11 protein-coding genes and 1 tRNA gene are annotated in these 11,921 nt (G+C 63.5%); 5 read left to right on the plus strand and 7 right to left on the minus strand.

All coding sequences use genetic code 11. From position 1 onward, the window contains the following. Positions 1 to 91 precede the first annotated feature (91 nt). The gene (locus ACRSBM_RS34180; RefSeq protein WP_434450058.1) at positions 92 to 1,009 is read left to right on the plus strand and encodes a DUF1963 domain-containing protein; all 918 of its coding nucleotides are present in this window, start codon (positions 92 to 94) and stop codon (positions 1,007 to 1,009) included. A gap of 255 nt (positions 1,010 to 1,264) precedes the next feature. Here the strand turns inward: ACRSBM_RS34180 and ACRSBM_RS34185 are convergent, their stop codons facing one another. Then, entirely contained in the window at positions 1,265 to 2,326 is a 1,062-nt protein-coding gene (locus tag ACRSBM_RS34185; protein ID WP_434450059.1) for a lipocalin family protein, read from the minus strand. 135 nt (positions 2,327 to 2,461) lie between these two features. Beyond that, entirely contained in the window at positions 2,462 to 3,394 is a 933-nt protein-coding gene (locus tag ACRSBM_RS34190) for an alpha/beta hydrolase (RefSeq protein ID WP_434450061.1), read from the minus strand. Positions 3,395 to 3,495: 101 nt separating this feature from the next. Between ACRSBM_RS34190 and ACRSBM_RS34195 the strand changes: the two genes are divergently transcribed. After that, positions 3,496 to 4,155, plus strand: coding sequence for a TetR/AcrR family transcriptional regulator (locus ACRSBM_RS34195; RefSeq protein WP_434450063.1), 660 nt, complete (start codon positions 3,496 to 3,498; stop codon positions 4,153 to 4,155). 41 nt (positions 4,156 to 4,196) lie between these two features. Here the strand turns inward: ACRSBM_RS34195 and ACRSBM_RS34200 are convergent, their stop codons facing one another. From ACRSBM_RS34200 to ACRSBM_RS34210, 3 genes are all read right to left on the minus strand, one after another. Beyond that, positions 4,197 to 4,319 carry a hypothetical protein gene (locus ACRSBM_RS34200; protein WP_434450065.1) on the minus strand — a complete coding sequence of 41 codons (123 nt, stop codon included), beginning with the start codon at positions 4,317 to 4,319 and terminating at the stop codon, positions 4,197 to 4,199. 239 nt (positions 4,320 to 4,558) lie between these two features. Then, positions 4,559 to 4,653, minus strand: a tRNA-OTHER gene (locus ACRSBM_RS34205). A 231-nt stretch (positions 4,654 to 4,884) separates the two neighbouring features. Continuing rightward, on the minus strand, positions 4,885 to 6,216 hold the full coding sequence (locus ACRSBM_RS34210) for a Shedu anti-phage system protein SduA domain-containing protein (protein WP_434450067.1): 1,332 nt from the start codon (positions 6,214 to 6,216) through the stop codon (positions 4,885 to 4,887). Between the two features lie 476 nt (positions 6,217 to 6,692). On the opposite strand from ACRSBM_RS34210, the gene ACRSBM_RS34215 reads away from it, so the two are divergent. Genes ACRSBM_RS34215 through ACRSBM_RS34225 form a run of 3 tightly spaced genes read left to right on the plus strand, consistent with a single transcriptional unit; the run spans position 6,693 to position 8,502 of the window. Next, positions 6,693 to 7,730, plus strand: a complete 1,038-nt coding sequence (locus ACRSBM_RS34215; protein WP_434450069.1) for a sporulation protein — start codon at positions 6,693 to 6,695, stop codon at positions 7,728 to 7,730. A gap of 44 nt (positions 7,731 to 7,774) precedes the next feature. Beyond that, the gene (locus ACRSBM_RS34220) at positions 7,775 to 8,179 is read left to right on the plus strand and encodes a DUF7662 domain-containing protein (RefSeq protein WP_434453340.1); all 405 of its coding nucleotides are present in this window, start codon (positions 7,775 to 7,777) and stop codon (positions 8,177 to 8,179) included. After that, complete coding sequence (locus ACRSBM_RS34225) at positions 8,089 to 8,502, plus strand: GIY-YIG nuclease family protein (protein ID WP_434453547.1); 414 nt, start codon at positions 8,089 to 8,091, stop codon at positions 8,500 to 8,502. The genes ACRSBM_RS34220 and ACRSBM_RS34225 overlap by 91 nt, the downstream gene beginning before the upstream one ends. A 118-nt stretch (positions 8,503 to 8,620) precedes the next feature. Here ACRSBM_RS34225 and ACRSBM_RS34230 read toward each other — a convergent pair whose 3' ends face one another. Together ACRSBM_RS34230 and ACRSBM_RS34235 are read right to left on the minus strand one after the other, a co-directional pair. Next, the gene (locus ACRSBM_RS34230) at positions 8,621 to 9,313 is read right to left on the minus strand and encodes a DUF2290 domain-containing protein (protein WP_434450070.1); all 693 of its coding nucleotides are present in this window, start codon (positions 9,311 to 9,313) and stop codon (positions 8,621 to 8,623) included. Continuing rightward, on the minus strand, positions 9,291 to 11,438 hold the full coding sequence (locus ACRSBM_RS34235; RefSeq protein WP_434450072.1) for a DEAD/DEAH box helicase: 2,148 nt from the start codon (positions 11,436 to 11,438) through the stop codon (positions 9,291 to 9,293). The genes ACRSBM_RS34230 and ACRSBM_RS34235 overlap by 23 nt, the downstream gene beginning before the upstream one ends. Positions 11,439 to 11,921: the final 483 nt, after the last annotated feature.

Below are 11,921 nucleotides of genomic sequence, written 5' to 3' on the forward strand. Positions count from 1 at the left end.
ACAGGCGATTCACCCCTGCCGTAGAGCAGGAAACCGATCTCAATACGGATTTCATAAGAGAGCGCTCTCATTGATGTGCAACAATTCGACCATGGACCGTTACCAGCAATTCCATCAGGCGGCAATCAACCAAGGTATTCCGAGCGATGAGATCGACGGGTTCGCGGGTCAGCTCCGATTCGCGGTCTGGCTGAGCGGCCGGGTCTCCGGCGAGGAGATCGTCGGGCAGAAGGGCGGCCTGCCTCGGTTGCCGGTGGGCACGGAGTGGCCGACTGACGGCGACGGGTACGCGTTGCGGTTCATCGCCTCCGTAGACTGCGCGGCCCTTCCGCGGGCCGAAGGGCTTCCGCTGCCGACGGACGGCTCACTGCTCCTGTTCCTGGAGCACGAGGAAGACACGCTGGCTCCTTTCAGCCGTGACGAGCAGCCGGAGTACGCGCGAGCCCTGTACGTACCGGCAGGCACGGAGACGGCAGTGGCGCCATTGCCGTCCAGCCTCGAGGGGACGGATGTCGACGGCATGCCGCTCCTCCTTCCCGAGCGCGAGCTTGCCGCGTGGGTCGAGGCGGATCTACCAGAATGGATGTATGAAACTGACGAGGTCGACATGGGATTCCAGCCGGATTACGTGAATCAGCTGTTCGACAGTTTGAAGCACTTCTACCAACTGCGTGAAACCGTTGACAGTCTCTGGCCGGGGCCTGGCCGCCGACTGTCAACACTTCGCATGGGTGGGCACTGCAGGGAGATAGGCGGCAGCGACGGCCCGTGGCACCAGATGGCGACTACAAATCTCGAGGACCGGCCTGAAGCGGGCCTCGGCAACCCGGAGACGTGGAATTTCCCTCTGATCCAGGAGGAGGAGCACCGGTTGGTTCAGGAATGGGTGCCACTCGCCCAGTTCTACACCCAAAGCGATTTTCACTACGGTTGCTTCCTGATCAGCTTCGAGGATCTCGCAGCCAAGCGCTTCGACAAGATGCGCTCGTTCACAATGTTCTCCGAATAGGTTTCCGAACCTGACGGCATCGAGGCACCGCCTCCGACTGCGAGTGCCCGCGTCGCGCGCGATGAGGAACACGCTGGGCGACTCACCCCGTCCCACCAGTCCGCCCGAGGAACGCCGCCCGATCGGACATGCGCGGCCTGCCGTCACGCAGGACCCAGCAGTCGCAACTGCGTGAGCGACAGGTCGCGCTCCGAACCGATGCAGGTCGGCACAGCCATGACCCGGAAGGACGTCCGCATCCTCGAGCGAGGGAGATCAGGAGTGCCAGTCTCCGAACATCTCGACGAAGTTCTTACCGGTGACCTTGGCTCCACGGTAGGTGCCTTCGAACACGGCGGTGGCCTCCAGGCGTCCGTTGCCGCCGAGGATGATCTCCTGCCCCGGACTGCCGGTGACCTGCACCGTGAGACGGGTCTTCAGCGCCGGGATGCTGACGATCCACCGGGTCGGGTACCTCTGTCCGGTCGCAGGACTGGTCCAGTACTCGCCGGCGTCGTCGGCGAGTGGCACGACGGACGCCACCTCGTAGGAGCCGTCCTTGCGCAGAACCGTTGCCCAGGTGTGCGTCTCACCGTCAGCCCGGACGGCGTCCCAGACGGCCACCGCATCACCGTTGGGCAGGTTGAGGTTCATCCAGCTCCAGTGGTTGCCCGGCGCCCCGTCGGTCGGTCCCCACTGGCGGTCCAGCCAGGACTGGCCGGTGAACGGCCGGGTCTGCCCGTCGATGGTGAGAGAGCCGGTGGTCCGCATGTCGGGCAGGGCGAACTCGTAGTTGGTCTGACCGAACAGCGAGAACGCCCCGGTACCGCCGTAGTTCAGGGCCGGTCCGCGTGCCTGGAGCACCACGTCGAGGGAGCCCCACGGCACGTCGAGGGAGACGGACATCCGCTGCGCGTTGCCGGTCCACCTGAGACCGGGCGCCGTGATGTCGAGGCCCGTCGTGCTCCAGTCGTAGTCCCCCGCGTCGACCCTGGTGGCGTGACTCTTGTACCAGCCGGTGGTCGCGTCGTGGACGGAGAACAGCAGCAGGTTGCCCGGCCCCTTCGGGATGCGCACGGTGTGCACCAGCAGGCCTATGTCGTGCCCCCCGGAGTTCACCCGGCTGGTGAAGTAGATCGAGTCGGCCCAGTCCTCCTCCGGACCTGGCGTCTTGGCGGCGAGATCTGCAGCCGCGTCGACCAGTGCCGGGATGCCACTGGCGGCGACCGTTCTCGCGGGTGCGGGGTTCCCGTTGTCGGCTTGCGCCAGGGATGAACCGACCGTCGAACCCAGCAGGGCCACGGCTGCGGCCAGTGCGACTCCGGTGCTCTTTCGCATGGCGACCTTCCGAACGCTTGACGATGGTGTGTATTACCAACTAAACCCAGTGTGGTTTGTAATACAAACTATGTCAAGCGGCGAGCCGGCCGGGAAGGACGTCCGCAGGTCGGCTCACCGTTGGATGGCCGGCCGTCACGCGAAGGCCGCGCCGATGGCGTCGCCGATCTCGTTCAGCACTTCACGCGAGACCTGGACGTCGCGGGTGAAGGACAGGAATGCGTGGGGCACTCCCTCGACCAGCCGGTGCGTCACCGGCACCCCGGCCTGATGGAGGACGTCCGCGTACCGGATGCCCTGGTCGCGTAGTGGGTCGAGCTCGGCAGTGACGATGAGCGCTGCCGGGAGTCCGGCGAAGTCTCCCGCGCGCAGCGGAGAGACGCGGGGGTCAGCGCCCTCGTCGGGGGTGTTCAGGTAGGCACCCCAGAACCACTCGAGCCAAGGCCACGTCAGCAGGGGGCCGGCGGCGTGGTCGTACATCGATGCGCTGTCGTCGAAGCGGTCGGTTGCCGGATAAGCGAGGGCCTGGAAGGTGACGGTGGGTCCACCGCGTCGCCTCGCTTCCTGCGCGGTGACGGCGGCGAGGTTGCCTCCCGCGCTCTCTCCGAAGAGCGCGATGCGCTTCGGATCGCCGCCGAAGGTGCCGGCGTTCTGCTCGACCCAGCGCAGCGCCGCATAGGCGTCTTCGACAGCCGCCGGGAACCGGTGCTCCGGCGCGAGCCGGTAGTCGACGGAGACGACGATGGTCCTCGACCGCGTCGCGACGACCCTGGCGAAGTGGTCCTGGGTGTCGAGGTCGCCGAACACCCAGCCGCCGCCGTGGAAGAACAGCGTCACCGGAGCCGGCGAGCCTGCCGGAATCGTCTCGGGCGTGCAGATGCGGATCGCGACGTCGTGGTCGCCGTTGCGGAAGGTCATGTCGCGGACCTCGCGCACCGGGACTACGTCACAGGCGAACGAGGCGAACGCAAGGCCGGCGGCGCGGTTCTCCGCCACAGTGAGGGTGTTGGCCGCGGGGGTCGCCGCCAAGCCGTCGAGCACGGTCCGGATCTGGGGATCGAGGGGCATGCCTCACCTTTCGGGTGCGCTGAAATGATCTTGGAATGAACACTCCAACCGTAGGCACCGCCAGATTGGAAAGTCAATTCCAATCTCGGTAGGCTCGCTCCATGGAGACACGCGGCGCCGAACCCCAGGTCAAGGCAGCGAGTACCGAGGGCGGTCGGCGCACGCGGGACCGCATCCTGCAGGCCGCCGCCGAGCTGATGTTCAAGCAGGGTGTCGCCGGCACGACCATCCCCGACGTGCAGCGCCGCGCTCAGGTGAGCGCCTCGCAGATCTACCACTACTTCGGAGACAAGAAGGGCCTCACCGCGGCGGTGATCGAGTACCAGAACACCGTGAAGCTCGAACAACAGCGGCCCCTGCTCGACCACCTCGACAGCGTCGACGCACTACGTGAATGGTGCGAACGCGCCGCCGTCCGCCTGGACGCGGTGAACTGCGCCGGAGGGTGTGAGATCGGCTCGCTCGCAAGCGAACTGTCGGACATCGACCCCTCAGCCCGCCTCGGCCTGGCCACGGGATTCGCCGCCTGGCAGGCCGCGATCGAATCCGGGCTCGCGCGCATGCGCGAGCGCGGCGACCTTGGAGCCGACGAGGACGTTTCGGCGCTCGCGGTCGCGCTGCTGGCCGCGATCCAAGGCGGCATGCTTCTGTCCCAGGTGCGGCAAGACGCCACCCCGTACCGCCGCGCGGTCAACGTGGTCATAGACCACATCGCAGACCGCGTCGCGGCGGCTCGAGCTTCGCGGTCCACCGTTCACTGAACGCGAGCCGGCCTGCTCCGTCCAGTATGGACGGACCGCGTTCATGGAGCGATGACGACGGCGTTGGACCGGGTGCAGGCGTCGCGGACCTCCGGCCCGCCTGCCCTGCCGGCACCGGACTGCTCGTACTCGCCGAACGGCAGGTCGCCACGTGTCAACGGCACCAAACGGGCGGTCGGCGAGCACAGTCCGACACCCATCGACACGACAGCCGGCACTGGCCCGCGCCAAACGCTGGCCCGCAAACGAACGGTGTCCACCTGTGGCGGGCGTGGCGCGGTCGTCTGCCAGACGGCTTTGCCCCAGTCGGCGACATCACTGTCCACTTGAGACAGAAAAGCAAGATCGCCCGCCAACCTCATATTTGCAGGTCAGCGGGCGATTCGCATGCTATGTTGAATTGTGGAGCTGAGGGGACTCGAACCCCTGACCCTCACACTGCCAGTTTGGTCCACAAAGGACTCCTACCAGCACAAACACTAGAACCCCAACAACTCCAACGCAACTAGCCGCCGTTCAGCGCCGTTGAGTACCGTTGGATGACGTTCAACTACCGGCACTGCTCCAGTTCCGCTCCAGCACGATCAGTGTGAAGGGCTCGCTGGCGGAGGTTCGAGTTGCCTCCGAAGTCGTCATCCTCGACCAAACGCCAGCTCTTCCCGTGGCTCACCGAACGCGAGCGCCCCCGTTCGATGCCGCGCTCACACAGTAGTTGAGCGGCATGCGACGTCAGTGCTCCTCGGCCTCAAACTGCAGCGCTCGTTCGGCGCTGTCAACCAGCTCCGCGAACGTGAGGACCTGCACACGGCTCAGGTGTGCATTGTAGGAACGGATCGTCTGCTCGATCTGTTCACGGGTCGCTGAGTCGGTCGCACATAGCGCCGGATGCCCGATGACCACCGTGCCTTTCACACGACGGTAGTCGTAGACCACACCGAGTTCGTTGCGGTGAAGAGTCTCAAGACCGGCGCCCAGCTCGTCGAGCGCGCGGATGTAGTTCATACATTGCCCTACCGCCTCGTGAACTTCGTTGGAGACGATCAAGTGATTGCGATGCGGCTTGACGAGCTGATGCCCTGGTCGTTTGAGCTCGACGATGTGAATACTGCGATCGGCGCAGACTAGTGGGATGTCGTGTTGGTCGAGCGGGACGGTGTTACGGCGATCAAATACGCCCGTGTAGTGACCACCAAATATCCAGTACCTCCGGCCGATCATCTTCTGGATCTCGGCTTCGGTGGTCGCTGGGTTCAGCACTAGTTCACGCAGTTCCGCGACCGCCTCGCGGCGTCGGCGGATGACATCGACATCCACCGCCAGGCGTCCCGCATCGGTCGAGGTGATGCCCGAGACCACACCGCCCACGTCGGCGAGCCCGGCGAGCGTGCGACCCAACTCGGTCGGGCTGACGTTGCGCTCGGCGAGCAAGCGGCCCAACTCGGCCGCGCTGAGGTTGCGCTGGTACCTCGCCTCACGCACCTTCGTGATCCGGTCGACCAGCGTTTGCGCGAAAGCGGAAAAGCCCATCCCTGGGTCAGGTTCGCGAACAGTTACGGTCGGCGGGGCGTGAGAAACAAGGTAGCAGATGGCGTCGTACATCCCGTCGCGAACGAGGCGTTGAAGGAAGTCCAGCAGCCGGCCTTCGTGTGACTTCGGCGGGCCAGCCGATTCGGACACGTCAAGTGGATTAGGTCGTTGACGTAACGGCGTGGTCGTCGCGGCGCGTTCTTCGAGCAGGAACACCTGTCCGAGTGCAGGTTTGAGCGCTTGCACCGATTGTTGATCGTAACCCCGCGAAACGTTGGCGGTTTGGGCGAGGATGTCATTCATCCTGTTTTGCAGGTTGTTGATTGACGGCCCGGTATCGGTCGTGACCTCGACTGCGGCGACGGGCACCCCCTCGTCAATGACGACGAGATCCCACGGCCTGCGAGACTCATGGTAAGAACCCGGGAGAGGTAGTGGCTGGTCGCGATGGATCGACGCTCGGTCCAAACCGCGAAGCACCAGCTCCTCGACGATGGCATCGACGATAGCTTGCTCGCGCCGGCCGATCCGCACTCCGCTGTCAGTCCAAGGCGTGCTCAGCCGAGCCTCATGGGCTTCCCAGAAGCTCCGGATGGCGTCTTCCGCTGGGTGCGATGACAACAGGCCCTCCGACCTCCACGACACGTGTACCGACAGCCGATCATCCTGCCGGAGTCGTGATCCGCTGCGCCGCGGGTTTAGGAAAATCGGGCCCAACCGGGTAACCCAATGACGCCTTGCACCGTCTGAGACACTGCCACCTTCTATCATCCGGCTCTTCTCGGTGAGATTCCCTGCGGTGCCATGCGCCGTTCCGGGTCCGTCAAACACGAGCGGCTCTATCCCGTAGTCGGTGGTGACGTCGAGTAGCCGCTCACGAACATGATCTTGTGATGGATGACGATTCCCTTGCGGGTTGTTTCGGACGCCCGGCAGCTGGGACCAACGCCAAGAACCCACAACATTGAGACACGGCACTGATTTCATCCGTCCAAAGAGGAGACTTTCGCATGTTCAGTCGAATGCTGAGCGCCTTCGGCATCGGTGGCCCGTCCGTCGACACAGTGCTCGACTCGCCGCACGCCGTGCCCGGTCAGCCGATCACCGGGCAGGTCCGCATCCAGGGCGGCAGCTCGGACGCCGAGATCGGCCAGGTCGTGCTGTCGCTGGTCACCCAGGTCGAGGTCGAGCGCGGCGGTTTCGGCGGCTTCGGCGGCGACGACGAGCACGGCAACGTCGCGGAGTTCTTCCGGGTCGTCGTGCAGCAAGGGCTGCGGGTGCCGGCGGGTCAGCTGGTCTCGGTCCCGTTCCAGCTGACGGTGCCGTGGGAGACGCCGATCACCGCGGTCGGCGGCGCGGCCCTGCCAGGGATGAGCGTGGGCGTACGCACCGAGCTGATCGACGCGGGCGCACCCGACAAGGGCGACCTCGACGCGGTCCTGGTCGCTCCACTGCCCTCGCAGAACAAGGTGCTGGACGCGTTCGGGCAGCTCGGATTCTCGTTCCGCAGCGCCGACGTCGAGGCCGGGCGCCTGCCCGGTGTACCGCACGAGCTGGGCTTCTACCAGAAGCTCGAGTTCTTCCCGCCGGCCCAGTTCGCAGGCAGGGTGAACCAGGTCGAGCTGACCTTCGTGGCCAACGCGAACGAGCTGCACGTGGTCCTGGAGGCCGACCGGCGCCGCGGCGGGTTCTCGTCCGGTGGCGACACGTCTGGCCACCTTCGGCTCTCGCACCAGGAGGCGCAGGTCACCGACTGGGCCGCGGCCATCAGCGGCTGGCTCACGCAGGTCGCCGAGCGCGGCCGGTCGAACCCCGCGTTCGGCGGTGCTGCTCACAACCCGGCGTTCGGCGGCCAGAACCGGCCGACTCGGCTGTGCACAGGGCTGGTTCCCTCGCTCCCTGCCGCCCGGCCGTTGTCGATGACGCAAGGTCCAGGTACCTCCAGTCCGCAGGTGCTGGCACGCCTTGCCTGCTGTCCGATGTTCGGTGCGCTCTGTGCGCGCTTTCGTCAGTCTTGCTGGGGATACTGCCAAGCATCCAGGTCGTGATCGCACCGATGGGAGCACGATTGGTCGGCAAGTACTCACCTCTGATGGGACACCTCGCTGCCGTGGCCGATAGCCGACAGGGTGTTGAGCTGTCGTTTGCCGAGATCGCTGACCTCGTCGGTGGTCTGCCGGCGTCGGCATACGAGCACCGGGCGTGGTGGGCCAACAGCCTGATGTCCCAGCAGGTCGCGTGGCGCCACGCCGGCTGGCGGGTCGATTTCGTCTCCCTTGAGCACCGTCGCGTGCGGTTCGTTCGACATGGCGCTCCGCGGAATGCAGCACGTGAGAGTCAACCGGAGGCTACGGGGATCGAGCTACCCATCGACGACGGCACTCCCGCCCTAGACGTGCGCGTGCGTTGTGCCTGCGTGTCGCCGGCAAGGTTGGACTATCCGACGACAAGCTGGTGTTCCCGCGCTTACCTAGTGTCGCCGCGATCTATCGCTTGACCTTCGCGAACTCGGCGGGCAGGCCTCGGATCTATATCGGTGAGACCGACAACCTCCGGCGCCGCGTCGGCAACTACCGCAATCCCGGGCCGACGCAGCAAACGAGTCAGCGGCTCCACGACGAACTCGTCCGCCACCTGACAGCGGGTGGCACGGTCAGTCTGTCCATAGCGATCGAAGCGGAGATCGAGACGGATGGACAACACTCCGTGTTGCCTCTGGCTCGCAAGACGGCCCGCGTTCTCGCCGAGCACGCCGCGCTCGCTCGGGCCTACGTCGACGATGTAGCGGACATCATGAATGCGGATCGAGGGGAGAAGTGACACGGTCAACGGTTGGCGAGTAACGGCCAACTTCGGCTACAAGGACGTGCGGCGGCGTCGCGTTTCGGCGACATCGCCATGCACTTCAACGGCAACCGTAAACCTACCTGAGTCCAATCTAAGCGGTAGACATGGAATGAAGGTCCCACATGATATGCGGCATCTTCCGGTCCTCGTCAAGGAGGACACTCTCTCCAGACGGCCGTTTCGCAGCCTCTTCAAAGAAGGGAAGATGCGCGGTTCTCAACTGCGGGTAGAAGTGCCGAAACACAAAGTCGATGAATCGGTGCACGCCCAGAGGAGCAACACACGCGACACGGCAGTCGATGGAGTTGATTGTCAAGTGTGCTGCTGGATGACCGGACCTCGCCGCCTTCGGGTCGAAGTCGAATCGGACAGGTGACCGCAAGGCGATATTGCCGTCTTCAGAATCCCTATACATTTCGACCACATCGGCGATGGCCTCCCCCTCTTCCAGGAACGCTGGGTCGACAATATACGGACACGGAATATAGGCCAGCCGATGACCTACGATCTTGCCGCCCTGAACGTCATAGGTTATCTGAATTAGGCTTCCATCGAGCAACACTGCAGAATAAATCCCTGCAGCCAGCCATGCGAGATACTGTCCTATGTCAGGATGCTTGCGGGTGGTAATGAAGGCCGCCGTTGGATCATGAGCGTGCCACGAGACCCGGGTAGAGTTGAGTGAAACTTCGTTAGCATATAGCGCTAACTCCGCCTCCATGAGGTAGTCCAAGACATTCTTGACGTCATCGCGAACAAGTCTAGTCGTCGTCATCGGAACCATCAGTCTGCAGGCTCGTCACCAACTTTGTCCGAAGAGCAGGCGGGAGGTCATAGAAGTCCATCTCCCCCTTATCAATCGCCTCAAGGAACGCAGACAGCCCTTCCGTTGCTTTTCTTACCGCGGCCTCGTCGACGTCTGACCTGTCGCGATGGATGTGCCGCAAAGTCCGAAGCTCTTCCACAGTCGGGATCGTGAAGGCGAGCTGGAATCCATGATCAGCAACGGCTGAGGTTTCCTGAAGGATCGCCTGCATTTTGTCACCCCACCCGGTAACCCGCACCCAGGCACGACTACGCGTAATGGCAGTAAATAGCGTATTTCGTCGAGTGACCGCGTTAAAGTCGCTCGCGGCGTGTTGAGTGTCGAGTGCGTACACCATCGGAGCTTCGTTACCTTTAGCTCGGAAGATGTGCGCTATAGCCACTGACCCTTCCTTGAAGATCTTATCAGCGCTGGTGTTGACCCCAACCAAATGCGAAGCGATCCCGTTGCGCTGCAGTTCTCGCATCAGGCGCGGAGCTCGACTCTTCGCGCGATATGAGTCGGGCAAGACAATCAAGATGTCGTCGGGCTCCAGCTCGTCCGTGGTCAGGTTCGCCTTGATTTGGGATGCAACCCAGGAATCCTGAGTAGGCTCGTCAGAGAAGGACTGCATAACAACGGCATCGTCGGAGTTAAGCTGTTGAGTGAAGTACTCAGGATAGCTCTCACGCGATCGTTCAAGGGTGACCGGCGACCCTTCGCGAAGTTCGCCGTGAACGACGTTGTAGCCAATGTCACGCCAGAGCGTGGGATCATCCGGGTGTTGAAGCAATCCACTTTCGCGGTACACCCCAATGCCAAGCGCGTGGGCTGTCGCGAGTGCCCAGGGGGTGTTCCTATAACAGACCGGAAGGACTATGTCGCGCCGAGGGCCGTCAGGCCCAGACGCGAGACTGATGAGACTCTCGCCGTTGGGGCCGGTGCCGAACAGCTCGTCGGTGTCCGGCATAGCCGACTCTGACAGCTTCTGCAGTTCGTCGTAGCCCCAGACAATACGTTTGGGAGGCTTGGTGAACATGTACACCAACTGAAAGAACTCCGGCGGGAGATCCTGGGCCTCGTCGATCAGGACCGCATCGAAGATCGGCTCGACTTGTCGAGACTTTGCTACAGCTAGAAGTTCCTGACAGACACCTTGAAAAGCATCGTCCATGCCATATTTTCCTCGCGCGTATACCCAGTCGCGGGGAGTCTCACCTAGCGCTTGCGCGATAAGACTGTAGACACCTTGACGGTTCCGCGAGCCCCAAGAATGCAGTATTCGAAGGCGGCTTGCGTCCGGCTTGTCATTGTTGTGTTCGAAGGTGAAGCGAGTGACCAGGTCATCAATCTGTTGATACAGTGCTCGCGAATGAAACGTGACCGCGATTCGCCAATCCGGTTTTTGTGTGTGCCAGTAGGCAGCCTTGAGGGCAAGAACAACGGTCTTTCCTGAACCGGCGAGACCGCGGATTCGCTGGGGACCTTCGGGGCTCTCGATTGCCGCCATCTTTTGCCAGCGATCGAGGTTCGCGATACCTTTCTCGATCTCCTTGAGCTTCGCCCCTCGGGACGACGCGTTCGTGACCGAGGAACGCTTCTTCGCTGGTTTGATCGTCGTGACGCGCTGCAGAGCTGCGTGCAGCCGCCGCTCGATCGGAGGTTCGATCGGCTGCAGGGTCTCGACCCATGCCCGAAGATCCTCAATGCCACCGTAAAAGCCCTCGACTCCGACGGGCTGTTCGTGGACAGGCGCGGGAAACACAGTGGCAGTGCTGGGCACAACGGCGAGTCGCCGGCCGCGCCTGAGGCCGTCGTGGCGCCCCAGATAGCTCTCAAGGACCGCGTAGAGGCGGTCCTGACTTTCGGTAACGACCGACCACTGCTCTTCCGTGGTCGGGACTTGTGGCGCGAACAGGAAGGCGACCAGCCCGCGTTCACGGCTCACCAGCAGGGCATCGACCTCGACGCGTTCATCCGAAGTTGCAAGTACCGGGTAGCCGAGGTAGACGGTTCCCTCGTCCACAACCGCACGTAGTTGCGTCGCGAGCGCCTGTGCCGCTTGGCGGTTACGGCTCTCACCCTGGATGACCTCAAGAGGCATGTGTTGACACTTCCTCGCTTGCCGGATGCCGTAGGACGCATCTGACGTGGACCTGGTAGGTCCGTACTGTATGTGCACGAGGATGATCTGCTGACTGCACCACTTCCGGAGCGCGAGCAAGTTGTCCAGTCATCAGACCTGTGCCCACTCGCGATCAGCCCGCCCACGCGAGGCGTTCGGTGTCGCCTCGGCCTCTCCACCACTCCTGTTCAACAGATCTCATCCTCAGCACGCTCAGCAACGCAGTGGTGAGCACCAGCCGCTCGCCCCGCAGCACACCAAGCGCCTCGATGCTCGAACTGTGATCACTCAGCACGCACGTGAGCGCCGTCTCGACCGAGCACAACGGCGGGCGACCAGTCGCCTTTCGGGTGACACGCGAGGAGGCGTCACCCCAAGGGCGACGGATCGCATGACCACACGAAGTCATGCGACCACCCGATCGAGTGAACGTCGCGGTCTGTTTGTGGTCGCTGACAGCAA

The sequence above is a fragment of the Lentzea xerophila genome, from assembly GCF_051094245.1.
In the GTDB taxonomy this organism is placed as follows: Bacteria; Actinomycetota; Actinomycetes; order Mycobacteriales; family Pseudonocardiaceae; genus Lentzea; species Lentzea xerophila.